This is a genomic window from Paenibacillus mobilis (assembly GCF_058267595.1).
In genome coordinates this window covers 128,650-153,461 of record NZ_JBZCMS010000006.1, presented here as the reverse complement: position 1 = coordinate 153,461, position 24,812 = coordinate 128,650, and the positions used below count along the sequence as shown (strand labels likewise).

The 24,812-nt window shown below is 54.0% G+C and carries 24 protein-coding genes; 3 read left to right on the top strand and 21 right to left on the bottom strand.

Annotation, left to right across the window (positions count from 1 at the left end; genetic code table 11):
* Window positions 1-117 precede the first annotated feature (117 nt).
* The 14 genes from AC3ZPD_RS13050 to AC3ZPD_RS12985 all read right to left on the bottom strand — a co-directional run bounded on the left by AC3ZPD_RS13050 (window position 118) and on the right by AC3ZPD_RS12985 (window position 13,437).
* Window positions 118-882: a class I SAM-dependent DNA methyltransferase gene (locus AC3ZPD_RS13050; protein ID WP_490984727.1), complete on the bottom strand. Its 765-nt coding sequence runs from the start codon at window positions 880-882 to the stop codon at window positions 118-120.
* A gap of 116 nt (window positions 883-998) precedes the next feature.
* Complete coding sequence (locus AC3ZPD_RS13045) at window positions 999-1,895, bottom strand: CvfB family protein (protein ID WP_490984726.1); 897 nt, start codon at window positions 1,893-1,895, stop codon at window positions 999-1,001.
* Window positions 1,892-2,239 carry a ribosome silencing factor gene (gene rsfS / locus AC3ZPD_RS13040; protein ID WP_490984725.1) on the bottom strand — a complete coding sequence of 116 codons (348 nt, stop codon included), beginning with the start codon at window positions 2,237-2,239 and terminating at the stop codon, window positions 1,892-1,894. Before rsfS ends, AC3ZPD_RS13045 begins: the two co-directional genes overlap by 4 nt.
* Before the next feature lie 30 nt (window positions 2,240-2,269).
* A complete protein-coding gene (gene yqeK, locus AC3ZPD_RS13035; protein ID WP_490984724.1) occupies window positions 2,270-2,878 on the bottom strand; it encodes a bis(5'-nucleosyl)-tetraphosphatase (symmetrical) YqeK in 609 nt (202 codons plus the stop codon).
* Entirely contained in the window at window positions 2,862-3,464 is a 603-nt protein-coding gene (locus tag AC3ZPD_RS13030) for a nicotinate-nucleotide adenylyltransferase (protein WP_490984723.1), read from the bottom strand. Before AC3ZPD_RS13030 ends, yqeK begins: the two co-directional genes overlap by 17 nt.
* Before the next feature lie 19 nt (window positions 3,465-3,483).
* Window positions 3,484-3,777: a ribosome assembly RNA-binding protein YhbY gene (gene yhbY / locus AC3ZPD_RS13025; protein ID WP_490984722.1), complete on the bottom strand. Its 294-nt coding sequence runs from the start codon at window positions 3,775-3,777 to the stop codon at window positions 3,484-3,486.
* A 37-nt stretch (window positions 3,778-3,814) separates the two neighbouring features.
* Window positions 3,815-4,690 carry a shikimate dehydrogenase gene (locus AC3ZPD_RS13020; RefSeq protein ID WP_490984721.1) on the bottom strand — a complete coding sequence of 292 codons (876 nt, stop codon included), beginning with the start codon at window positions 4,688-4,690 and terminating at the stop codon, window positions 3,815-3,817.
* Between the two features lie 44 nt (window positions 4,691-4,734).
* Window positions 4,735-5,868 carry a ribosome biogenesis GTPase YqeH gene (gene yqeH / locus AC3ZPD_RS13015; RefSeq protein ID WP_490984720.1) on the bottom strand — a complete coding sequence of 378 codons (1,134 nt, stop codon included), beginning with the start codon at window positions 5,866-5,868 and terminating at the stop codon, window positions 4,735-4,737.
* Window positions 5,865-6,392, bottom strand: coding sequence for a YqeG family HAD IIIA-type phosphatase (locus AC3ZPD_RS13010; protein ID WP_490984719.1), 528 nt, complete (start codon window positions 6,390-6,392; stop codon window positions 5,865-5,867). The genes yqeH and AC3ZPD_RS13010 overlap by 4 nt, the downstream gene beginning before the upstream one ends.
* Before the next feature lie 253 nt (window positions 6,393-6,645).
* Window positions 6,646-8,925, bottom strand: a complete 2,280-nt coding sequence (locus AC3ZPD_RS13005; protein WP_490984718.1) for a transglutaminase TgpA family protein — start codon at window positions 8,923-8,925, stop codon at window positions 6,646-6,648.
* Window positions 8,922-10,175 carry a DUF58 domain-containing protein gene (locus AC3ZPD_RS13000; RefSeq protein ID WP_490984717.1) on the bottom strand — a complete coding sequence of 418 codons (1,254 nt, stop codon included), beginning with the start codon at window positions 10,173-10,175 and terminating at the stop codon, window positions 8,922-8,924. Before AC3ZPD_RS13000 ends, AC3ZPD_RS13005 begins: the two co-directional genes overlap by 4 nt.
* Before the next feature lie 5 nt (window positions 10,176-10,180).
* Complete coding sequence (locus tag AC3ZPD_RS12995; protein ID WP_490984716.1) at window positions 10,181-11,137, bottom strand: AAA family ATPase; 957 nt, start codon at window positions 11,135-11,137, stop codon at window positions 10,181-10,183.
* 235 nt (window positions 11,138-11,372) lie between these two features.
* Window positions 11,373-12,533, bottom strand: a complete 1,161-nt coding sequence (locus tag AC3ZPD_RS12990) for an iron-containing alcohol dehydrogenase (RefSeq protein WP_490984715.1) — start codon at window positions 12,531-12,533, stop codon at window positions 11,373-11,375.
* A gap of 61 nt (window positions 12,534-12,594) precedes the next feature.
* On the bottom strand, window positions 12,595-13,437 hold the full coding sequence (locus AC3ZPD_RS12985; RefSeq protein ID WP_490984714.1) for an oxidoreductase: 843 nt from the start codon (window positions 13,435-13,437) through the stop codon (window positions 12,595-12,597).
* Window positions 13,438-13,702: 265 nt separating this feature from the next.
* On the opposite strand from AC3ZPD_RS12985, the gene AC3ZPD_RS12980 reads away from it, so the two are divergent.
* Window positions 13,703-14,584 (top strand): helix-turn-helix domain-containing protein, encoded by an 882-nt coding sequence (locus AC3ZPD_RS12980; RefSeq protein WP_490984713.1) that lies wholly within the window; start codon window positions 13,703-13,705, stop codon window positions 14,582-14,584.
* A 110-nt stretch (window positions 14,585-14,694) separates the two neighbouring features.
* Here the strand turns inward: AC3ZPD_RS12980 and spoVAE are convergent, their stop codons facing one another.
* From spoVAE to spoVAC, 3 genes are read right to left on the bottom strand one after another with little or no spacing between them, the layout of a single operon-like run.
* Window positions 14,695-15,045 carry a stage V sporulation protein AE gene (gene spoVAE, locus AC3ZPD_RS12975; protein ID WP_490984712.1) on the bottom strand — a complete coding sequence of 117 codons (351 nt, stop codon included), beginning with the start codon at window positions 15,043-15,045 and terminating at the stop codon, window positions 14,695-14,697.
* Window positions 15,046-15,048: 3 nt separating this feature from the next.
* Window positions 15,049-16,065, bottom strand: coding sequence for a stage V sporulation protein AD (spoVAD, locus tag AC3ZPD_RS12970; RefSeq protein WP_490984711.1), 1,017 nt, complete (start codon window positions 16,063-16,065; stop codon window positions 15,049-15,051).
* Window positions 16,065-16,568, bottom strand: a complete 504-nt coding sequence (gene spoVAC, locus AC3ZPD_RS12965) for a stage V sporulation protein AC (protein ID WP_490984710.1) — start codon at window positions 16,566-16,568, stop codon at window positions 16,065-16,067. Before spoVAC ends, spoVAD begins: the two co-directional genes overlap by 1 nt.
* A gap of 446 nt (window positions 16,569-17,014) precedes the next feature.
* Here spoVAC and AC3ZPD_RS12960 point away from each other — a divergent pair, with 446 nt between their 5' ends.
* Entirely contained in the window at window positions 17,015-18,088 is a 1,074-nt protein-coding gene (locus AC3ZPD_RS12960; protein WP_490984709.1) for a M42 family metallopeptidase, read from the top strand.
* A 75-nt stretch (window positions 18,089-18,163) separates the two neighbouring features.
* Here AC3ZPD_RS12960 and AC3ZPD_RS12955 read toward each other — a convergent pair whose 3' ends face one another.
* The 3 genes from AC3ZPD_RS12955 to AC3ZPD_RS12945 form a co-directional block, all read right to left on the bottom strand.
* The gene (locus AC3ZPD_RS12955) at window positions 18,164-18,295 is read right to left on the bottom strand and encodes a hypothetical protein (protein ID WP_490984708.1); all 132 of its coding nucleotides are present in this window, start codon (window positions 18,293-18,295) and stop codon (window positions 18,164-18,166) included.
* On the bottom strand, window positions 18,267-19,040 hold the full coding sequence (locus AC3ZPD_RS12950) for a phosphotransferase family protein (protein ID WP_490984707.1): 774 nt from the start codon (window positions 19,038-19,040) through the stop codon (window positions 18,267-18,269). Before AC3ZPD_RS12950 ends, AC3ZPD_RS12955 begins: the two co-directional genes overlap by 29 nt.
* A 162-nt stretch (window positions 19,041-19,202) precedes the next feature.
* Window positions 19,203-21,230 carry a beta-galactosidase gene (locus tag AC3ZPD_RS12945; RefSeq protein ID WP_490984706.1) on the bottom strand — a complete coding sequence of 676 codons (2,028 nt, stop codon included), beginning with the start codon at window positions 21,228-21,230 and terminating at the stop codon, window positions 19,203-19,205.
* Between the two features lie 97 nt (window positions 21,231-21,327).
* Here AC3ZPD_RS12945 and AC3ZPD_RS12940 point away from each other — a divergent pair, with 97 nt between their 5' ends.
* A complete protein-coding gene (locus tag AC3ZPD_RS12940) occupies window positions 21,328-22,170 on the top strand; it encodes a helix-turn-helix transcriptional regulator (RefSeq protein ID WP_490984705.1) in 843 nt (280 codons plus the stop codon).
* Between the two features lie 89 nt (window positions 22,171-22,259).
* On the opposite strand, the gene AC3ZPD_RS12935 is transcribed toward AC3ZPD_RS12940, so the two are convergent.
* Entirely contained in the window at window positions 22,260-24,722 is a 2,463-nt protein-coding gene (locus AC3ZPD_RS12935) for a glycoside hydrolase family 95 protein (protein ID WP_490984704.1), read from the bottom strand.
* Window positions 24,723-24,812 lie beyond the last annotated feature (90 nt).

The following is a 24,812-nucleotide window of genomic DNA, read 5'->3' as shown; positions in this document are numbered from 1 at the left end:
ATTCAAATTTTGCCGTTTCCTTTCCGGCCTCTATTAACTTGTCCATTCTTGTCAAAAAAGAAACGGCCTACTTCCCGGGAAGTAGGCCGTCCTGCAAATCTTACCGAAGACAGAAGCTTATTTGATGGCCACGAAAAAAAGCCGCTCCGCCTCATTATCCGCCCGCTTCCACTCGAAGTCGGCGTAACACTGGATTTCCTTGAAGCCTGCCCGTCTCAGCTCGGCCATCATCCATTCGGGATCATAAGCCCGCTGGATATGGGTTTCCTCAAAACGCTCATATAAAGAGTTGCTCTCACGCGCAAAAATCGATAAATGATGTTCGATTTCCCGGCGCTCTTCGTCGTAATCGCAGGTCCAGATATAAGAAACCTCGGGTTCGTCAAGCACAAACGGCTGGTCTTCCCCGTAGCGGCGCAGTGTATTCGGATGGTGAACGTCGAACAGAAAACTGCCGCCTTCTTTAAGACCCGCATAGGTACGGGCAAACACTTCGGCCACCTCCTCCGGCTCCAGCACATAATTGATGCAGTCGCAGAAGGAAATAACCGAGTCCACGGTTCCCGGAAGCTCCCAGCTCCGCATATCCTGGCAAACCCATCTGACGCTGCCTTCGCGGAATAACCGGTTGCCTCCGGCTGAGGCTTCCATTTTATTTTGCGCGACCGCTAACATGTCCTCGGATAAATCGATGCCCGTCATCTGATAACCGGCATTCGCCAGCGGGATCGTGATGCTCCCCGTTCCGCAGCCCAGCTCGGCAACCGTATGCGGAATGCCATGTTTCTGCCAGGCCTCCTGAGCAAATTCGACCCAGCTTTCATAAGGCATGTCCTGCATTAATTCATCATACACGTAAGCAAATTTCCGGTAAGCCACCATAACGCTTCGACTCCTTTTTCACAAAAAAACAGAGGCGGCCCGAAAACTCAACTAGCCGTTTCCAACCTACCTCTGTTTATTAAGGCGGTATATCCGCCGGTTCTTAATCGAAAGATTTAGTCCTGATTTTCATCCGGTTTGACGAGATAAGTCCAGCTTTCCTTTTGCGTTATTTTGCCGTCCTTCATCAGCTTGCCAAGCGCCCGTTTAAACGCGGATTTGCTGATCCCGAACCGCTGCTTGATCACATCGGGAGGGGTCGCATCCGAATAAGGCATCGCTCCGCCCGGACGATCCGCCAGAAAAGCCAAAATCTTATCGGCATCTTCTCCCTGGCTGACCTCGCGGCGCGCCGTCATGGACAAATTGACTCGTCCGTCCTCGCGGATATGGGCCACCCGCACTTGAACCGTCTCGCCAAGACGAAGCAATCTGGAACGTTCCGAGGAATGGATCATGCCGATGGCGCCAAAACCGAGCACCCCGCCTTGTACGACCACAAAGGTTCCCATCTGCAGCGGTTTGTAGACGATGGCGTCAAACCATTGATTTTTCCACGAATCCGGCGCATGGAAGGCTTTGGTGCTCAGCTCCTGCTCCCCGGCAAGTTTGGCCTTCAGCCGGCCCTGCTTGTCCTGCTCCATAAGGACATAGACCCGGTCCCCGACCCGCGGATGCAGCTCCGGAAGCTCGGGAAGCTCCCGGATCGGCAGCAGCAGCTGGCGCCCGAGCCCCATTTCGAGGAAGCAGCCAAGCCGCGGATGCACATCCGCAACCTCCAGCAGCGCCATTTCGCCCAGCGTCAGGAACGGTTTTTTCATCGTGGCCGCCGGACGGTCCTCGGTATCAAAAAACAGAAAAACATCGACTGTATCTCCCGCTTTGACCGGATGCGTCAATTCGGAATAATGGAGCAAAATATCCTGCCCCTCATCGCCGCGCAGAAAATAGCCGTAAGGCGATACCTCCCGGTCCACCGGCAGGGAAACGATCGTACCCGCAATCAGGCTCATACCGTCTCCACAACTTTGGCATCGGACCAAAGGCGTTCAATATTGTAATATTCGCGTTCGTCGCGGTGGAAAATATGCACGATCACGTCTCCCAGATCCATCAGCACCCAGCGGGCCGTATCGAGGCCTTCTATGCCTTTTACCATGCCGCCGGCTTCGTTGACCTGCTTGCGGATTTCGGTTGCGATGGCCTGCACCTGCGTATCGGAATTACCATGGCAAATCACGAAATAATCCGAGATGAGGGAAATACCTTTCAAATCAAGCGCCACGATGTTCATGGCTTTCTTATCGTCAGCGGCCGTAACCGCGAGGTTTAACAATTCTTTTGGCGAAACTGCCATTCAGTTTCCTCCTTACAGTCAGTTGTATATTCAGCCTTTAGCGGCTTTAGCCCGTTTAGCTTCATTCAGTTGTTTGATGAGATCGTTCCGGGCAAACATCGTCATCGGGAAAATAATTTTTCGCTGCTGAAGCAAAAAAGAAATCGTGGAATCGAAGCCGGCTACCAGCGCTTCCTCCAGATTATTTTCCGCTAATTCGCGAATCGTATCCACGCCGGGAAAATCCCGTCCAGGCTCGATATAGTCGGCCAGGCAAATGATTTTGTCCAGCTTGGTCATGCCCATCCGTCCCGAGGTGTGATACCGGATCGCGTCCAGCACTTCACGGTCGTTAATTCCATAATCCCGCTCGGCTACAAAAGCGCCAACCTCCGCATGCAGCAGCTGTTTGTCATGCTCGAGCAGCTCCTGGTTCAACCCCTTGTCCGCGTTGTCGCGAATCACGGCCGCCTGCTGCTCGATCGGCCAATATTTGGCCACGTCATGCAGAAGCGCCGCCAAATCCGCTTTAACCGGATCGGCTCCGTAACGCTCGGCCAGCTGGGCGGCGGACGACATTACGCCTTCGGTATGTTTCCACCGTTTCTCAGGCATTTGAGCGGATACCGCCCGGATCAGTTCATCACGCGTGAAGGCCATAAGCTCCGCTCCTTATCATCAATTCATACACCGCGTCCGGCACCAGATAACGGACCGATTTGCCTTGTCTGAGCCGGCTGCGGATCAGGCTGGAGGAAATGTCGACCAGCGGCATCTCCGCCAGCACGACCCCGTTTTGGATAAACTCCGGCAGGGAGTCCAGCTCCAGCATGCTGCCTGGACGCTGCAGGCCGATGAACGTTATCATCTGCACCAGCTCGTCGATGCCTTCCCACTTCGGAAGGTAGTTGACCATGTCGGCCCCGATTATGAAATAAAAATCATAAGCCGGATGCTCCGCCAGCAGCTCCTTGATCGTATCGACCGTATAGGAGATGCCGCCTCTGCGCAGCTCGATGTCCAGCGGATAAAAAGCCGGATTGCTCTGGATCGCCGCTTTAACCAGCTCCAGCCGCTGCTCGCCGCTGACTCCCGCCTTGGCTTTATGGGGCGGCTGATGCGAGGGCATAAACCAGACTTCCTCCAGTCCGTACTGGTCCCTCGCCGCTTCTGCCGCAAGCAGATGGCCCGTATGAATCGGGTCGAAGGCGCCGCCCATAATGCCTACTTTTTTTCTTGCCTTCATGCCATCTACGACCTTTCCCTTATTTCGGCAGCACGATTTGCTTGTAGTCTTTGGACTCCTTGTAAAGCACGATCGTGCGGCCAATCGTCTGCACCAGCTCCGCGCCGGAACCTTCGGCCAGTTCCACAGCAATTTCCTTCGGATCTTCGAGGCAGTTGTTCAAAACGGAAACCTTGATCAGCTCTCTCTTTTCAATGGCTTCTTCGATATGTTTAATGACTCCTTCGTTGGTGCCGCCTTTGCCTACCTGAAAAATCGGGTCCAAATGATGAGCCTGCGCGCGCAAAAAGCGTTTTTGTTTTCCTGTCAACATCGTAAATTCATTGCTCCATTCCCTTTTAAAAGTGTTATTAGTATACCCCAAATTCGGTCAACACCGCTTGTCTCATCGCTTCCGAAGGAGCGTTCAGCCCGGTCCAATATTCGAAAGCATACGCTCCCTGATTGACGAACATGCCAAGCCCGCCGTGGATACGGCAGTTTTTAGCCTCGGCTTCCTGCAGCAGACGGGTTTTCAGCGGGTTGTAAATCAAGTCGCTCACCACGATCCCTTCCGGGATAAACCGCGCTTCAAGCGGGGTAGCCTCGCTTTTCGGGTGCATGCCGACCGAGGTGGTATTAATGATGATATCCGCCTGGCCCGCATGATCCGCCAGAACCTCCGGTTCCATGCCGCAGGCCGTAATTTTACCGAGCGAAGCCCATTCCAAAGACAGCTTACTTGCGTTATCAAGCGTCCGGTTGGCGATGAACACTTCCGCCGGTTTTTCCTTCAGCAGCGCATGAACGATGCCTCGGGCCGCGCCCCCGGCGCCCAGCACCAGCACCTTCGCCCCGGATAAGTCCGAAACCGCTTCCTCTTTCAGGGAACGGATATATCCGATGCCGTCCGTGTTATAACCTGTAAGATAACCTCCGTCGTTCACGATCGTATTGACCGCCCCGATGGCTTTGGCGTCGGCATCCACTGCATCCAGGAAGGGAATGACGTTCACCTTATGCGGAACGGTTACGTTTACGCCGTTAAAGCCTAAAGCCCTGATTCCCTCAACAGCCGCTCCGAGTTGTTCCCCCTTAACATGCAGCGGCACATAGGAGCCGGACAAGCCAAGCTCCGTTAACGCCGCCATATGCATAACCGGAGATTTGCTGTGACCGATCGGATCGCCCATTACGCCCAGCAGCAGCGGTTCACGGACTGTCGTTTCTCCAGCACGGTTCCCCATTCCGTCTCCCCCGTTTCTCTAAATCGGTTAAACCGTTAACATAGTTAAATCAGCGAATCCCGCACCATCACTTTAACCCCTTTAGGAGCATGAACCGCGATGATCGATCCTTGATCGCTGTTGACCTTCACCCAGCCCAGGCCGGAAATAAACACGTCCGAGTGAGCCCCTTTGGCAATCCGGAACTCGTGCCGGGTCCAGGCCGGAAGTTTTTCGATATTTTCCTTGGTCGGCGGAGACAGAAGTTCCCCTGCGTGGTCCGCAAACAGTTGATCCGCTCGCTCCAGTTTGGTCCGGTGAATCGGCACCCGTCCGCTGACGAAACACGTAAAGGAATGGTGATGTCCCGTTCCCTGGATAAAATCAAACCTTGCGAACCCTCCGAAAAACAACGTTTGGCCTTCGTTCAACTGATAAACGGCCGGTTTCAGCGTTTTGTCCGGCAGCAGAACGCCCAAATCCCGCGTGTCCACAATTTCTGTGTAACGGGAGGGATACATGATCCCCGGCGTATCGACGATATACTGGCCGTCATCCAGCGGGATATTGACCATATCCAGCGTTGTTCCCGGGTAACGGGAGGTGGTCAGCTCCTGCTCCAGATCGCTGTAATCGCGGATCAAACGGTTGATCAGCGTCGATTTGCCGACATTGGTCGCGCCTACCACATAAACGTCCCGGTCGCCGCGATATTTGCCGATGGCATCCAGCAGACGGTCAAACCCGTCATTTTGCTTCGCGCTGCACAAAACGACGTCTTCGATTTTCAGCCCCGCGTCTTTGGCCTGTTTCTGCACCCAGTTGCGGATCTTGTTCCAGTTCGAAACCTTCGGCAGCAAATCCGTTTTGTTCACGGCCAGCAGAACCGGATTGTTCCCGATAAAACGCTGCAAGCCGCTGATGACGCTGCCCTGAAAGTCAAAAATATCCACAATGTGGATCACAAGCGCATCCTTGCTGCCGATCTGGCCCAAGAGACGCAAAAATTCATCCTGATCCGGAGTCACGGACGAGGATTCGTTGTAATTTTTGATGCGGAAGCAGCGCTGGCAAATGATTGGCTCATTCTGGAGCGCCTTCTCCGGCACATATCCCGGTTTGCTTGTATCCGTAGTCTGCAAGGGAATTCCGCAGCCGCTGCAGCGCGGCAGTACGGAGTTTTCTTGAGCGGTTGTCATTTCTTCTTATCCTCCTCCAGCCAAAGCCCGGCTTTATTCAGCCGTCCTTTGACAAAACGTTCAAGTCTGCGGTTGATCCGCGTTCCAATGCCTTCGTCCCCTACCGAAATCGGCAGGACAAGCACAGTAAACAGCCCCAGACGGTTTCCGCCCAAAACGTCGGTCATCAGCTGATCGCCGATAACAATCGTCTCCTGAGGCTGCAAATTCATCATATTCATGGCTCGTCTGAACGGGGCATTGGAAGGCTTGCGCGCCTGGTGCACAAATTCGATATTTAATGGGGTCGCAAACGTCGACACCCTGTTCATATTGTTGTTGGATACGATCACCAGCTGAAATCCGCATTTCTTTACATATTCAAACCACGCCACGAGCTTCGGGTTGGATAACGGATCCTTGGCTCCTACAAGCGTATTGTCCAAATCCGTAATGATTCCTCTGTAGCCTTTGGCATACAGATCCTCCAGATCGATGTCAAACACCGTATCGACCCGCAATTTGGGCATAAATTTCTCAAACAATCTCGTCACCTCGGTTTCATAGGACAAACTATACCATAATCTTCAATTATAGCAAGTAGCAACGGCCTAATGGAAAGCAGCCGATTCGAACGTTAAACGACAACGGGAAAAAGAGGATTCAGCCGGGAAAAGCGGGTTCATAGCTTCCCCCTGCTGAATTTGAAGCAGAAACGGGAGCCGCCCCCTCCGCAGCAGCGGCGAAGCGGCACCCGTCAAAGAAAGTCGGCGCCAATGAAATGAAGTTTGCAGGCCATTACCCGGCTTGATTCTTTTTATGCTCCCGCAGGAAAACCTTTAACTGCTTCGAAAGCTGGATCGTCTTCCTCCAGTCTTCTTCGCCGATCGTTTCGGCACTGTATTTCGCCTGCTCAAACTGCTGCAGAAGCGGTCTCAATCGATGGGCAATCTCGGGGTGCTCCCGCTCCCAGCGTTGCGCCGCTTCCCTTATCGTTTCATGATGGGCCCTTCCGTATCCCTGCCGTTTCATGATGGACTGCCATCTTCTGGATTCCGCAACGACCTTGTCCGCATTCGTAAGAACTTGACCGTGCCGGAAACGAAGCAAACCGAAATAAATAGCTGTCCGGTTCCTCCAGGCGGCAAATGCGGCCCAAAGAAGCAAAACGGCCGCCAGGGTCCAGCCGATCAGGCCGACAGGTACGGAGCTGCCTCCAAGATCCGTCGTCTGCTGGGGCTGGGACTCGGTATTATCCGCCGTTTCTTCCGGCTGCTGCTCTTCTTCCGGCTGGTCTGCCTGCTCTTCGGCAGTCGCAGTTTCCGGAAGCGAGAAGCCGGGCGTAGCTTCAACCGGCACCCAGCCGTAGTTTTCCCCCATATACACTTCGGCCCAGGAATGGGCGTCGGCATTGGTGACCATATAGGTCTGGAGCGTATTCTCAGGATCGATGTTTCGCTCGGGCAAATCCGAGGTGCCCAGCTGTCCCGGGGCGTACCCTTTCACCCAGCGGGCGGGGATATCCAGCGAACGAGCCATCATGACCAACGCAGTGGAAAAATAATCGCAATATCCTTCCTTAATTTCAAACAGGAAACTGTCCACGAAATCGTGGGTGGTTCTTTTGCTAAGGTCAGGCGTATTGGTGTACCGGAAGTTCGTTTTCAAATAGTCTCTCAGCAGCATAATTTTGCCGTAGGGCGTGCTGCTTGAGCCCGCCACCTGCTGCGCCAGGTCCTTCACCCGATCCGGAAAAGCGGAAGGCATCTGCAGGTAGGACCGCTCATCATCGCCGGAGCCGTACAGCTCCTCGTAGGTGGCCTGCTGCAGCTGATCTTCCGAATATTCCGGAATCTCCGAAATGACCGTATACTGCCTCGGGTAATTCCCGTTGCCTCTGGAGCCTCGGCTGAAGCCGCCCCAATACATCGTGGCCCTTTTTCCACTCCACATGAGTCTGGGCTTCGGATCCTCGTTCTCCGTAACGTTCGGAATGTCGATTTGAGTAATCGAATAAGCTCCGAACAGCACCGGATATTTCTCCTGGTTCAGCATCGTAATCCGCTGGGTGATCTGACGTTTAGGCGCCGTTCCCGACTGAGGGTTCTCAACGCCCTCCCCGGAGGAAGCCGTGATTGGTCCGATATTGTTCCGTGCATCGTCAATCCAGCCCGTACCGGTGTAAAATTCCCGGGTTTCCCCGCGCCAGTAGGCCCTGGAGTCCGTCACCACGTTCATGACGGGGCTGCTGTCAAACTGAAAGCCGCCGCCCAGATTGCTGTCGTCCCTGCTGTAGCCGGACGTAGTTCCCGAAGAACCGCTTCCGGACTCCCCGGAATCGGCTCCCTGTGATTTCCCTCCGGTCAGGGCAGCATTGCCGCCGTTCCAATACTTTTGCATCAGCGTATAGGGATCCTCCAAAATCGGACTGATCGTCGGCATGCTGACTCCGATCCAAAGCACGGCGGCAAAAATAAACGCAACGTTGGCAAAAATCCGCAAAGGCCTTTTGCGCAGCGCCTTCCAGCCTCGGGGATGATTCAGCTCCATACGCCGGAAATGGTTGCTGACCAGCCAGCCCATCCCGGCAAATACGGTCCAGGCTGTCTCTATCCAAAGCGAGTAGGGCGTAAAAGAATCAAGAATCGTTAAGGCTATAAGGTTCAGTCCAAGAAAAGCCAAAATCCGGCCCCGCCGGTCCACGACCCGGGCTCCGAGCTCAAATAAAGCCCAGGTAGCGATAGTAAACCAGATATAAGGAGCCAACTGTTCGGCGACCATCCGAAATTTTACGTTTTCCGGAAGATAAGCGTTGACGGCGGAGAAAATTTGATAAATCCCTAGCACCCGGATATGGATTACCGCAAGGGCCGCCAGCTTGACCAGCCACCGGAGAATGGAGCCGATCGGCAGGAACTCGGCGGCAGCCGTGACGATCAGCGTATAAAGAACGAGATTGGATGTCCGGGTGAGCCATATCGGCTCCGTAAACAGGTACCACTGATAAGCAATAATAAACAGCCATACAACCGAAGCCAGATAATACCACGATCTGGACCAGATCCGAAATTTATTCATGCCCGTCCACCTCCCACCGCAGCCGGAAGCTCCTCAAGCGAATCGATGTAAGAGCCCTGAAATCCGACGGAAGGCCTGAGCGCCTGTCTGGCCGTTTTGGTGCCGCTTCCGGCCCGGGCGCCAATTTGCAGGTGATAGACGGTGATTTGCCGCTGTCTGGCGAACTGAAGCAGGCCCGCGGCGCCTTCCACGGATTGCGGACTGATGTACACCAGCAGCAGACCGCTGCGGAAAATGGAGGACTGGGACTCCAAAAAGTCATAAACGCCAGAAGAGTTTTGTCCGTCAGGCTGGAGATCGACCAGGTGGTGCAGCATCTGCTGGCGCTGGAAATGCCCCAGCTCCGGCGGGAAAATGGCGGGGCTGGCGTTCAGCGTACATAATCCCATCCGGATTCCGTTTCTTCCGCCATAATCCAGCAGCGAAGCCGCCGTCGAAACCGCCAGTTCAAACTGGTTCGGATGGGCATAACTTTCTTTGCCGCCATCCAGCACAAGCATCGTATTGGGCATGGACTCATGCTCAAATTCCTTGGATTTGAGCGTACCTGTTTTGGCCGTAGCGTTCCAGTGAATCCGGGTGATGCGGTCACCCGGCACGTAGTCGCGCACCCCGCCGATTTGCGTCGTTTCCCTGCGCGATCTGGCCTGCTGCGTCTGCGGCCCCGCAAGCCGAAGGCCTCCTTCAAACAGCTGCCATCTCGGAATAAAGACGGTTCTCGGCAGCACCTGAAAGCGGCCGGGCACGGAAACCGTACGTTTATGTTCGACCAGACCAAAAATGTCCTCGTAAACCAGCTCCGTATCGGCAAAAAAATAAGTCCCCCGCTCCAGGGGAGGGGTCTGGTAATACAAATCGCCACCGGACCGGACCTTCGGTACGATGCTTTCTTCAAAGGACCAGGATTCCCCGTTGTGCCGCTTCAGCACCTCGCGCACGATGACGTAAGGAACCGGCAGCAGCCGCGGAGGCTCCATGCGGAAGCGGATGCGGACCTGTTCCCCCGCATGAAGCATTTCCCTTTCTCCCTCGGTCGACAAGGTCCGGAAACCGCGGGTCTTGAGTTTCGCACCAAGCAAACTTAAACCCCAGTAAGCCGCCAGCAGGGACACCATAACAAACAGCATAATGGACGTTTTGCCGCCCTGAAAAAGCATATAAAACAAACATATCGCCCAGATCAAACTAAACAGCTTGACGCCGGAAAGTCTGCCGGTTCTCTTCAGGCGCCTTATTTTAAACCGCGGCATCAACCTTACCGCCCCACCGATACAGGCACCTGCACCTGCTCCAGAATGGAGCGGAGCACGGCTCCCGCCTGATGGCTGCCTTGTCTGGATTCCGGACGGAGCAGCATGCGATGGCTGAGCACATAAGGCGCCAGCACCTTAATGTCATCCGGCAGCACGAAATCGCGGCCGTCCAGGAAAGCAAAAGCTTTGACCGCGGCGGTAAACGCAAGGGAAGCACGAGGACTCGCGCCCAGCAGAACGGCGCCGTGCTGCCTTGTGCTGCGCACAACCTCCAGCAGATACCCGGTTACGGCTTCGCTGATATGTACATGCCGCACCTCCTGTTGAAGCTGTGCGATGCGGTACACATCGGTCACGGGCTCCAGCACATCCGCGGGCTGGCCGATCTGCTGGGATAACACCATCCTTTTCTCCGTGTCGGCATCGGGATAACCCATCGCGATTTTGATCATAAAACGGTCCAGTTGAGCCTCCGGCAGCATGTAGGTGCCTTCAAAATCGATTGGATTCTGCGTTGCGCAGAGCATAAAAGGATGAGGAAGCGGATAAGTGACGCCGTCCACGGTCACGCTCCGTTCTTCCATGACTTCCAGCAGCGCCGACTGGGTTTTGGTGGTCGCCCGGTTGATTTCGTCCGCCAGCAGGATGTTGGTCATGACCGGGCCCGCCCGGAACACAAATTTCTGTTCATGGGGATGATAGATGGAGACACCCGTTATATCGCTAGGCAAAATGTCCGGATTGCATTGAACGCGCCGGTATTCCCCGTTTAACGATTTCGCCAGCGCTTTGATCAGCTGGGTTTTTCCCGTTCCCGGCACGTCCTCAATAAGCACGTGCCCGCCTGCAAGCAATGCGGTCAGCAGCAGTCTGATCTCGAATGATTTGCCAAGGATACAGGATTCCAAATTTGTTCTTACAGCGGATATGATGGCTAATGATTCCGAGTTAAGGGGCATATAGAGCTTCCTCCTGTATCTAGTTTTTAATAAATAAAATACGGAATAGAAAAGTATGGAAAATAAGAGTGAAATTTGTTGTTCAATTCTTATTGTACATGATAAGCCCTCCGAAAGTACACGTTCTCCCTCTTCTCCCCAGTTTTGTTATCGCTTGTGGCAAACGAGCGCAGAAAAAGGCCGCCTTCAGGTCCATGCAGGACTTCGAAGACGGCCCGTTTTTATTTTGTAACGTCTATAACGCCGCTTTTAATATAGCCAAAACGTCATCGCCGGAAAGCGGGTAAAACGCCTTGTCAAGCCCGCGAGCAGCCCGTTCCGCCATAATTTCCAACTTCTCTTCGCCTATTCCGACTTCCCTTAGCGTTTGCGGAAGCTCCAGGTCAACAAAGAACCGCACCAGTTTGTCGATGGCCTGGTTTGCAATTTCGAAAGGTTCGAGATCAGGAGTAATCCCCCAAACATTTACGCCGAAATCCACAAATTTTCCTACCGTCTCTTCATTTAAAACATGTCTCATCCAATGCGGAGTTATGATGGCCAACCCCACACCGTGAGTAATATCATAATAAGCGCTAAGTTGATGTTCAATTGGATGACATGTGCTTTGTACTTCGTTACCTCTCCATGTTACACCGTCAATAGCCAAGCTTGAGGTCCAGAGAAGGTTGGCACGCGCTTCGTAATTGTCAGGCTCCCGATAGGCAATAGGGCCATAATGAATGCAGGTCTTCAGTAAACTTTCGGCTAGACGGCTTTGAAGATAGGCGCCCTTAACGTTGTGGAAATAACGCTCAATGATATGGGACATGATATCGGCCGTTCCAGCCGCCGTTTGTTCCTTCGGAACAGAAAACGTATATTCCGGATCCAAAATGGAAACGCGGGGATACAACTGCTCGCTGAATGCGCTAAGTTTTTCGTTGGTGCTCATGTTGTTAATGACGCCGAAACGATTCATTTCTGATCCGGTAGCCGCAGTTGTAACCACGGTAACCAGTGGAAGGGCATCCTCAATCGTACTCTTTCTAAGCACCAGATCCCAGGCATCGCCGTCATATTTAACGCCGGCCGCTATCACCTTGGCGCAATCGATGACGCTTCCCCCGCCAACGGCCAAAACGACATCGATATGGTGTTCCCGGCAAAGCTCCACCCCTCTGTACACCGTTTCGATTCTCGGGTTGGGTTCCACGCCGGAAAGCTCGACAAATTCGATGCCATTTTGCTCAAACAGCGTTTGAACCGTTTGGTACAGCCCGGTCCGCTTGATGCTTCCACTGCCGTATACGAGAAGCACCTTGCGGCCATGTTCCAAAATGGACGGCGCCAAATGTTCGATTTGGCCTTTGCCAAAATAAATTTTAGTAGGAATGTGCATATAGAAATTGTTCATTTGAGTTTGCCTCCAACAATTAAGATTAGTCTTAAGTGTCCAATTGCCAACAATATCCGGATCAATTTACGTCGTCGTGATCAGTACCGACAATAACGTCATGCCAGGCTTCAATTTCTTTGTCGAAGCTAGCAGCTTTCTCCCTGTAGCTTTGCAGCGTGTCTTTGCCAAGCGGAAGATGAACCGGCGGGTTGTCCGCGTTGGCCAGCGTCAGCAGCGCCTGAGCCAGCTTTTTCGGATCACCCGGCTGCTTTTTGTTGACTTGTGTAGCTATACTTCTCATTTTGCCTACAGTATCCGCATAATCGTCAATCACATTCCCGGTTCGGGTCAGTGAAGTAGGATCCAGGAAATCCGTTCTGAAATAACCCGGCTCCACCGCAGTAGCATAAATCCCTAATGGAGCCAGCTCAATGGCCAGCGTCTCCGTAATGCCTTCGATAGCAAATTTGGTGGAAGCGTATAATCCCCATCCTTCCGACCCTCTAAGTCCGCCAACCGATGAAAGGTTGATGATATGTCCGGAACGCTGTTTGCGCATATATGGAAGGGCAGCACGAATGACGTTCAGCGTGCCGAACACGTTGGTATCATAATTCTTTTTCACTTCTTCGCCGGATGCCTCTTCTACTGCGCTAAGCAGACCGTACCCGGCATTGTTCACCAATACGTCAATACGGCCGAATTGGACGATCGCCTCCTTAATGGCTTCTTGCGCCTGACCTTCGCTGGTTACGTCCAGCAAGACGATACGAAGGTTACCGCTGCCTCCCAACTGATCGCTCAAAGCTTCCGCGTTGCCCCGGACCGTCGCTACAACCTTATCCCCTGCCTCAAGAGCCGCTTTGGTAATTTCCAGACCAAATCCTCTGGAAGCGCCCGTGATAAACCATACTTTACTCATAATAAGTTCCCCCTTAAAAGGTCAATGTATCTTGCGATGGCTTAATCGTATCAGACTGCCTTTCCGGGTACTTTTCTGTTTGGTCCATATGCAGTTTACAATTTGGTTCATCCTTTTTTGCTTGCCGATAAGTTGGCTCTTCCGTTCTTGTATGGTATAAGTACATTAGCAGCAAGCTATATGGATCACGACATGGCTTCAGAATGAATACGAATGAGGCTGCATATAGCTTTTTTATTGCCGAACAAAGGAGGCCCAAAGGACGATGGCTGACAAAATTCTAAAAGCGCCGCAGGGCATTAACGAATCCCAATATAAAAGCAGATTAAAGATGAACGAACTTTCGGTCATGGAATTTTGCACCTTTACGGAGAATGTCCAGGGTTCTTTGTTTCTGGAGGATTATCTTTTATTGTTCGTACAGCGCGGCAATTACACCATTAATTATGGCGGGGAGATTTATACGGTTCGCAAGAACGAAATGATTTTGCTGAAAAAGGCCATCCTGTTCCACTATGAGAAAACAGGCGATCCTGAAGACGAAGGCAGGATGGAATACATCATGTTTTTTCTGAAAGATGAGCTTTTAAAGGAATTTTTCAGAATGGCTCCCGTGCAGCCGAACGAGTCCATTCAACCGGCAGCCGTATCCGTGAAAGCCGTAAATGAACGCCTGTTAAAATACGTAGAGTCCTTAAAGCCCTATTTCGATGATCCCAAGGACATTGACGAGAATCTGATCAAAATTAAACTGCTGGAGTTGTTATTTGACCTTGCCGCCGCTGATCAGGATTTGATGCATCAGCTGCTGCAGCTGAAACAGCAAGCCCGCGCGGATATCCCCAAAATTGTTGAGGAAAATTTACTGAACCCGGTTTCGGTCAGCGATCTCGCTTATTTGTCGGGACGCAGCTTGTCCAGCTTTAAAAGAGACTTTCAATCCATCTACAATATGCCGCCTCATCAATGGATCCGGGAGAGAAGGCTGGAGAAGGCAAGAGAACTCCTCATAAATACTTCACTGTCAGTGACGGATATTTGCTTTATGACCGGCTTTGAGAATACCACCCACTTCTCACGGACATTTAAAGAACGTTTTGAATGTTCACCGGCTTCCTTCAGGCAGCAATTCAGCTATGCCACTTGATAGCAGCACTTTAAAGGAAATAAAAAACGGCCCCCCATTGTTTAGAAGATGCTGACAATGGAGGGCCGTTTGCATTCAGGTACCTGATCAAAAAAATGGATCCTGTATTCTCAGCCTTTCGGACGAACAACCAGCGCCGCCAAGAAAGAGAAGATAATCGCCGAAGAAATCCCGGCGCTGGTAACGTCGAAAATCCCGGTGATCACGCCGATCCATCCGTCGCGGTGCAGCTCGGTGATCGCGCCGTGCACCAGGGAGTTGCCAAAGCTGGTAATCGGCACGGAAGCGCCTGCGCCGGCAAATTTCACCAGCGGCTCGTACCAGCCCAGCCCGTCCAGAACGGCCCCGATAACCACCAAGGTGCTCATCGTATGGGCGGGAGTCAGCTTGCCCACGTCAAACATCAGTTGGCCCACCACACAAAAAGCTCCGCCAATAATAAATGCCCACAAAAAGATCATTGGTTACAGTCCCTCCTTTTCTATAGCTACTGCATGGGCAATGCAAGGAATGGATTCTCCCTGCTGATAAGAAAGCGGCGAAAGAAGCGCCCCCGTTGCCACCACCAGAACCCGGTTAAGCTTACCTGCCGCGAGCCTTTTAATAATATGCCCATAGGTGACGGACGCCGAGCAGCCGCAGCCGCTTCCTCCGGCAATAACCTGGGGCTGCTTCTCCCGGTCGTAAATCATCAGCCCGCAATCCTGAAAATTCGTCTGCTCCATCGGCACGCCGTCCTGCTTCAAAATATCCTTGACGATCGGAAGCCCGACGGAGGCCAGATCCCCTGTTACGATCAGGTCATAATCGCCGGGAGACCTGCCGGTATCCCGGAAATGAGACACGATCGTATCGGCCGCTGCCGGAGCCATGGCCGCCCCCATATTAAACGGATCCGTAATGCCCAGATCCTGAATTCGGCCAATCGTAGCATGGGTAACGCGGGGACCGCTGCCTTTGGCGGCAATCACCGCACATCCGGAGCCCGTAACCGTATACTGGGCCGTAGGCGGCTTCTGCGAGCCGTATTCCGTCGGATAACGGAACTGCTTTTCGGCGGTGCAATTATGGCTGGAGGTCCCGGCCAGCACGTATCCCGCATTGCCGCTGTCCACCATCATCGAAGCGATTGCCAGGCTTTCCATAGAGGTGGAGCAGGCGCCGAATACGCCAAGATAAGGAGCTCCAAAGGTCCGGGCGGCAAAAGAAGCGCTGATGATCTGGTTCATCAAATCCCCGCCGACGAAATACTGGAGCTGGTCTTTTTTGATCCCCGCATGCATCAGCGCCGTGGAGCCGGCATGCTCCAGCAGCTTGCGTTCGGCTTTTTCCCAGGTTGTTTCGTCGATCTCCAGATTGTCGAACACATAATCAAAATCGGCGGCCAGCGGTCCCTGGCCCTCATCGGGCCCCACCACGGCTGCAGCGCCGATGATAACCGGCTTGTTCTTGAATTCCCAGGTTTGTCCGCCCAGCAGCATCAGGAGTGCCCTCCTTGAATACCGAATATGGCGTAAATCACCCCGATGATAAAGGCAGCCACAACCCCGAACACGATGACCGAGCCTGCCAGCTTAAACATGTTCGCTCCGACACCGAGCACAATCCCTTCGCTGCGGCTTTCCAGGGCGGACGAACACATGGAGTTTGCGAATCCCGTAACCGGCACAGCCGAACCGGCGCCTGCCCATTGGGCAATTTTGTCATAAACCCCGAAACAGGTCAGAAGAATGGAAATAATAATAAGCACGGCTACAGTCGGGTTGGCAGCCTCCCGTTCCGTCATGTTGAAAACCGCTTTAAAAAATTCCTGAATCGCTTGTCCAATCACGCAAATAACGCCGCCGGCCAAAAATGCCCGGACACAGTTGGCAAACACGCTGCGCGACGGCTCATGTTTCTTCGCAATCTGCTTGTAATCCTCGGCATTCAGCGAAATGGAGTTCAGCTTGATTTTAGCCCCCGGTCTCGTTTTTGTTGCCATGCCTGATTCCTCCTTATCCAGTAAAAGTGGTGTTTAGCCGTTATTATTTGTTAGCAGCCCCATTCTTATGTTTGTTAAATTCTCCTGACTCGCAAATGTCCCGCAAAAAATGAAAACGGTGCTCGTTAACAAAGCGGACAGTTCCGCATGTTATTGGCACCGTTAATTTTTTTTAAGGCGAATCCCTTATTCCTCAAAAAAGCTGCAGCACGATCACAAGCAGGATAAACAAAAGGCAAATCATCAGCCACTCTTTCTGTCTGTCATCCAGCATCCCAAGCCCTCCGCATACGGTATTCAGCCCTTGATCAGACTATGCGGGACGAAGGGTTAAGGTGCGTGTCTCAACTACGTGTCGACCTCGTATTTTCTGTCCGTTTCACATGGACATCCCGTCTTACTTGGTTCATACTAGATACATATTGAAAGGAGCGATTGGACAAAATATGGAACAACAAACGCTTGATTTATTCAAACAATTGACCGAATTTCCTTCCGTCTCGGGTTTTGAAAGAGAACTCCGGGGATTCGTGAAGGAGAAACTTTCCGCTTATACCGAGGAATTTGTGCAGGACCGCCTGGGCAGCCTGTTCGGCGTATTGCGCGGCGACGAAACCGGACCCAAAGTTATGGTGGCCGGCCATATGGACGAAGTCGGATTTATGGTTTCCGGCATCAGCGACAAAGGCATGATCTCCTTCCAACCGCTTGGCGGCTGGTGGAGTCAGACCATTCTGGCCCAAAGACTTCAGGTCATCACCCCTAACGGTCCGGTGAACGGCGTGGTAGGTTCGATTCCGACCCACCTGCTCGACGAATCGCAGCGCAACAAACCGGTCGATATCAAATCGATGTATCTGGATGTTGGCGCGGACAGCCGCGAAGAAGCCGAAAGCTTCGGCATCAAAATCGGCATGCAAATCGTGCCGGTGTGCGAATTCACACCGCTGTCCAATCCGAAGAAAATCATGGCGAAAGCCTGGGACAACCGCTACGGCGTGGGTCTGGCTATCGAACTGATGCAGAACTTACATAAGGAAAAATTGCCGAACGTGCTTTACGCCGGCGCTACCGTTCAGGAAGAGCTTGGCCTCAGAGGCGCACGCACCGCGGCGAACCTGATTCAGCCGGATGTCTTCTTTGCCTTGGACGCCAGCCCGGCCAACGACATGACGGGGGATCGCCAAGCTTTCGGCCGTTTGGGCGACGGCGCTTTGCTGCGTATCTTTGATCCCGGCATGCTAACGCATCGCGGCATGGTGGAATATGTGGAGGACACAGCTTCCACTCATAAAATCAAATATCAATACTTTATTTCCAAAGGCGGAACTGACGCAGGACAGGTGCATCTCAGCGGCATCGGCGTGCCTTCGGCCGTGATCGGCATCTGCTCGCGTTACATCCACACCTCTTCTTCGATCATCCACACGGATGACTATGCAGCAGCTAAAGAACTGATCACCAAGCTGGTGCGCGGTCTGGACCGCACCACGCTGAACACGATTCTGGAGCGCGCTTAGTCCGTTTTATCGTTTAAAAAACGGCAGCCGGCAGGAACCCTCCTGCCGGCTGCTTTTATTTTGTCTGCAGCCCATTTAAGGCTGCTGCATGATTTGGCGGAACGACGGCCAGTCGTTCCAGAGGTTATTTTTCGCCCAATCCAGATGATCCTGGTTGTCGTACTGCCGGAATACGCCTTCAATATGAAAGATAAGATTTAAATACATATCGTACATCCGCTTCCTTTTGGCCGCACCCGGTGTTTGAGCGGCAGGACCGTATCCTTCCGGAAAAGCGCCTCGAACGGAAATAAAATTCCCTAAACGGATCGGCCGGCAGCTCGCATTTCACATCCTCCGCATCAAGCAGCAATCCTTCAACCATCTTCAGGAAACATTCGGCCCAATCCCCACTTTGGAATTCCTCCAGGGCCAGATAACCGAATCTAGGACCGCCAATTCCGTTAATCGCCCGGTTGATCCTCCCTAAAGCCTTTTGCACCTGCTTGACCTGCTGCTCCGCAAGGGCTTCTTTGACTTGATTAAACGGCATGCCGTCCAGGCACTCCATTACGAAATATTCGCTCGGGACCCGCGTTCGGCTCGGATCGTACCCGTAGACTTCCGGAACCGGAATTCCGGCTTCGCGAAGCTTTACCAGCGCTTTCACCTCGGCGTTCATCATATTCCGTTCGTAACGCATGCAGCGTGCGCCCTGCGGCGTTCCGACTTTCAGAATCACCATCTTATCCTCACGGCTTCCTTCGCCCCCGGAATGGCCAAAGCCACTCTCCTTACCGCTGCTCTCATCTTCTCTGTAGCGATCTGTACTCAAGGTAATCCGGTAAGCTGCGTTGAACCATCCGTCCTCCAGCTCCTTGGAATGATGTATAACCGTCTTCCCGCCAAACACAACCCCGATCAGCTTCTCCAGCTGCTGTTCGGTCAGCTCTGCTTTTGTTGCGCTCCTCATGGCCAAACCCCTCCGTCTTATTAGAGAACAAGAAAACCGCCAGCTAAAGCGAATGCTTTTTCCTGCTGACGGTTTCCTTCCCTGCTTCTTTAACGAATACTATATAAGAAGAGCAGATAAATGAAAATGCTTTCTTATGAAGTTTTTGGTTTAAGCAGCTGCTTACAGGCGCTCCAAAATCAACACGCCCCGGCCCGGGATGGTGGTTGTTCCTTCCAGTTCGGCATCGCTGAGCAGCTCTTTAAATTTGTTCCCGCCCAGCTCCAGCTCCGTATCCTCCGCGTTATGGTTGAGGACGAACAGGAAGCTGCGGCCGTCCTTGCTGCGTTCGGCCGTCTCCACACCTTCCGGGGCAGCAAGCAGCGGCTGGATCCCTGCTTCTTCGCAGAGGTTCGCCAGGAAGCCTTTCATAAACGGCTCATCCGGACTGCTCGCTACATAATAGGCCTGGCCTTTGCCGAATTTATTGCGGGTAAGCACCGGCATGCCCTGATAGAAATCCTGGCCGTATTCCGCCAGCACCTCTGCTCCTTCCGCATGCACCAGATCGCACAGCAGGCCGCATTCATAACTGCCTTCAAGGCTGCCCCACTGCTCCTTCATCACGATTTCGTTGCGCTGATCCGGGAATAACGCGTCGATCTCCTCTGCCCAGATGCCGAGTACCTTACGCAGCTCTCCAGGGTAGCCGCCCAATGTCACGATGTCGTTCTCGTTCACGATCCCGCTGAAGAAGGTGGTCACGAAGGTGCCCCCGGCTTCCGTAAACCGCTCCACTTTGTCTGCAAAACCAGCCTTCACCATATACATGACGGGTGCGATCACCAGATCATATTTCGAAAAATCCTCCTCCACCCCGATCATGTCGGCCTGGATGTTCAGATCAAACAAAGCGTGATAAAATTTGTGCACTTCTTTTACATAATCCAGGGCAACGGTCGGACCGCTCGTCAGGTCGGTGGCCCAGCGGTTTTCCCAATCGTAGACGATGCCGACTTTGGCCCGGCTTCTGGCGTCCAGCAGCGTGTCGCCCAATTGCTTCAGCTCATGGCCGAGCTCCGCGCATTCGCGGAAAACGCGGGTATTTTCATGCCCGACATGTTCAATGACGGCTCCGTGGTATTTCTCGCAGGCGCCGACCGAACGGCGCAATTGGAAAAACAACACCGTATCCGCGCCGCGGGCCACCGCCTGGTAGCTCCAGAGACGCATGACGCCCGGACGTTTCAGCGAGTTGTAAGCCTGCCAGTTCTGCTGGCTCGGCGTCTGCTCCATCAGCATAAACGGCTGGCCGTTTTTCAGTCCGCGCATCAGGTCGTGCGTCATCGCCGTATAGCTGACCGGCGTATCCAGCGACGGGTAGTTGTCCCAGGACACTACGTCCAAATATTTAGACCATTCGAAATAGTCCAGCTCCGGATAGAAACCCATCAGGTTGGTCGTTACCGGAATGTCCGGCGTATGCTCCTTAATGGCGTCATACTCCAGTCTGTAGCAGTCCAAAATGCTCTCCGACATGAAGCGGCGGTAATCCAGGGACATGCCCTGGAAGTTGCTCCGGTTATGTCCCCATTCCTCGCTGAGCTCGCTTGGCGGTACAATTTCCTCCCAATCGTAGAAGGTATGCCCCCAGAACCGGGTATTCCAGGCTTTGTTCACCGCATCGAGAGTGCTGTATTTCTTCTGCAGCCATACGCGGAACTCCGCCGCGCAGTTCTCGCAGTAGCACATGCCGCTGTATTCGTTTGATACGTGCCAAATCAGCAGGGCAGGATGGTCTTTGTAGCGTTCCGCCAGCTTGCCGGCGATTGCTGCCGAATATTTGCGGTAGGTCGGGGAATTCGGACAAGAGTTGTGGCGCCCGCCGAACTGCCGTTTGTTCCCGGCCTTATCCACCCGCCGCACATCCGGGTATTGTCTGGCCATCCAGGCCGGATGAGCGCCTGTGCTCGTAGCGAGACAGACATAAGTGCCGCTCTTGTACAGCCGGTCCATCTGCTCATCCAGCCAGGCAAAATCATATTCGTCTTCGCTCGGCTGGCTAATCGCCCAGGAAAAAACGTTGATCGTGGCGACGTCAATATCCGCCAGCTTAAACATTCTTTCGTCTTCCTTCCACACTTCAGGCTCCCATTGCTCGGGATTATAGTCGCCGCCGTACCAAATTTTTGGCAGTTTGGAATTGATCATTTTGCACTGCACATCCTTTAACATATAATTATGTTATCATTGTAATACCGCTTACATCAGCATTAAATATAAGATAATGGAGATTTGATATAAGAATATGGAACATATCGAAGTCCAGACCCTCCGCCGTTTCGTGTTTACCCCGGCCGGGGAACAGATGCTCCCGCTCCAGGTGGAAAGCGTGGGGATCAACCCCGACCAGGAACCGATTGCCCGGCCCGAAGGGTATCCTCTGTATCATTGGATCCAAACGCTAGAAGGAGAAGGCGTGCTTACCCTTGATGGGCATGATTACGTTTTACCCGGGGACAGCGGCATGCTGCTGTTTCCCAACGCCGCGCATGCCTACCGCGCCGAAGAAACTCCGTGGAGAACGCTTTATCTTACGTTCGGCGGTCCTGCGGCCGCCGAAATCGTCAGCGCGTTCGGCCTCCGGGAGTCCACCTTCTTCAGCTGGGAGCCGGGCGCGGATTTCGCCGCCCAGCTTTATGCCATGCTGACCCGGCTTGAGGCCGGAGAAGACGCCTTCGGCCTTGAGGCTTCGGCGGACGCCTACCGGTTTGTCGCCAGGCTCAGCAAATTCGGCGGGCTGCACCAGAACAAAACGGTCGCCCGGAATCTGGAGAAGCTGCGACCCCTGCTGAAATGGATGGATGCCCGGCTCGCTTCGCCGGAGATTGGCCTCGCCGATTTCGGCGCGGTTTTGGGCGTATCCGGCCGGTATCTCAGCAGCCTGTTTCAGCAAACCTTCGGCGTCTCGCCTTACGCCTATTTTCTGCAGGTCCGTCTGCGGAAGGCCAAAGAGCTGCTCGTCAGCAGACGCGACAGCACCGTCGGCGAGATCGCCGGGGCCACCGGCTTCCGCGATCCGAGCCATTTTGTCGCCACCTTCCGGAAGGCGACCGGCATGACGCCCGACCAGTTCCGCAAGTTGCATTAAAGTGAACTTGGCCGCCGGGGCCGCTGCTCTGCTAGATGACCCTGCTGCGTCTCTACAAACATGTGAGTGAGTCCGTTAACGATCAACTGTTAACCGCTAACCGTTAACCGGTAGATACCGCCGGCCTTAACCTCAAACTCCACTTGCCTTTTTTGTGGAGTTTCACTCTCAGCGGTTATTTCGGTTTCCGCGGGATTTATTTCCGTGAACGCCACAGCATGCAAGGCAGCTTCTTCCCCGCCTCCATTTTCCGGAGACAGCACGGCCTCGGTAACGGCAGCGCCCCCTGCAAAACGAAGGCGGCAAATGCCGGGTTGGGCGGCCCGGATCGTAGCTGCCGTCAGCTTTCCTCTCGTCCATTGCATATCTACCGTATAACCTCCGCGGGCTTTCAGGCCTTTTACGAAACCTTCCTGCCAGCGCTCAGGCAGCGCGGGCAGCAGCTCGATTTTGCCGCCATGGCTTTGCAGCAGCATCTCGGCTATGCCGGCACTGCCTCCGAAATTGCCGTCAATCTGAAACGGCGGATGTTCGTCAAACAGATTCGGATACGTGGAGCGGGATAACAGCGTTCTGACAAAGCTGTACGCTTTCTCCCCGTCTTTCAGCCGGGCGTACAGGTTGATCAGCCAAGCGCAGCTCCAGCCCGTATGGCCGCCGCCCTGAGCCACTCGGCTGTCCAGCGAAAGCCGGGCCGCCCGGGCAAGCTCCGGCGTGGTTTCCGGCGTAATGGTTTCGCCCGGATACAGCCCATATAAATGAGATACATGCCGGTGCCCAGGCTCGGATTCGGCAAAATCTTCGCTCCACTCCCTCAGGCGGCCGTCGGGAGCGATTCCCGGGAGGGCCAGCCGCGCTTCGGCCTGCCGGATTTCCTCCAGCTCCTCTTCATTTGCGCCAAGAATGGCCGCCGCTTCCCGGCAGGAGGCAAAAATTTCCGCGATCAAAGCCATGTCCATCGCCGTTCCGGCGGATACGCTGCAGGTCTCCCCGTCAGCGGTCAGGAACTTGTTCTCTGGCGAAGTCGAAGGCGCGGTGGTCAGCCGTCCGTCCGGACGTTCAACCAGCCAGTCCAGCCCGAACAGCGCCGCCCCCTTCATCAGCGGAAAAGCCGTGCTGCGCAAGTAATCTTCATCGGGCTGGAACAAATAACGCTCCCACAAATGACGGCTCAGCCAAAGGCCGCCTACCGGCCAAAACGCCCAGCTGGCTTCCCCGTCCGAAGGCCCCGAGGAACGCCAAATATCCACGTTGTGGTGCGCGGTCCAGCCTCGTGCCCCATAATGGATGCGAGCCGTTCTCGCTCCGGTTATACTTAGGTCCCCTATAAGGTCAAACAAAGGTTCATGACATTCGCTCAGGTTGCAAACCTCAGCCGGCCAATAATTCATTTCCGTATTGATGTTTGTCGTATAATTGCTGTTCCATGGCGGCTGCACATGGGGATTCCAAATGCCCTGAAGATTGGCGGCCTGCGTCCCCGGCCTGGAACTGCCCATCAGCAGGTAACGTCCGAATTGAAAATGCAGCGCCTCAAGGCCAGGATCGCTTCCTCCTTCGCGGTAACGGGCCAGCCGTTCGTCCGTCGGCAGCCGTTCCGCTTCCGGAGAGGAACCCAACGCCAGCTCCACCCGGCGGAACAATCCGCGGTGGTCGTGCAGATGCCGCTCCAGCAGCCGGTCATACCCCAGCTGAACGGCAGCGCGGAGCGTCTCGGCGTTCCGCAGCGTCCAATCCGGATCGCTTCCCGGCAGCGCTCCGTATCCCGCAAAATTGGTCTCCGACGCCAGCAGCAGCGTCAGATCCGAAGCCCCGAAAATTCGAAGAACCCCGTCCGGCCTAACTTCGGCCGTTCCGGTATTGACGGTGGCCTGCAGCCTCACTTCAAAGGACATGCCTAGTCCCTCTTCATAAAGGATCGACTGAGGATGGTTCCCCAAATAATTGTCCGCCACATGGCTCGGCGCCCGGCCCGACAGCAGCAGATGGCCGCCGGCCCCTTCCCGGCAGGCGAAAGACAGCTGCGAATCCAGAGAGACTTCCAGATCAAACGGCCGGCCCTCATCGTTTTGCAGACGGACGACCAGCACCTGATCCGCCGCGCTTGCAAAGACCTCCCGTTTAAAGCGCTGACCGCCAATCCGGTAGATCGTCTGCGCGATCCCGCCGTCCAGGTCCAGCTCTCGCGAATAATCCCGGCCGACGCCGACGGGTTCGCCTTCTTGTTCCGCATGCCGCAAATATAGATGTCCGACAGGCTGGTAGGATTCCGTGCGGCGTCCCAGCATTTTTTGATCAATCAGCCGTTCCGCCTGTTTGCAGGCTCCTGCAAATATCAACTCTCTGGCTTCGCTTAAATACCGGATGGCCTCGTAGTTGGCATTGTCCCGGGGGAAACCCGACCAAAGCGTGTCTTCATTCAGGGCGATTTTTTCTTCTGCGGCTCCTCCATAAACCATGCCCCCGAGCCGTCCGTTGCCTACAGGCAGCGCTTCCTCCCAGCGGGAAGCCGGCTGCCGGTAAAGCAGCTTCCATTCGTTAGTTCCTGTCATAGGGATCCTCTCCACTCCCATCTAAATAAGTACCTGCAGCAAAAGCCCGTACCAGAGGAACGGGCTTTTACAGCGGTCATTTTCGGTTGC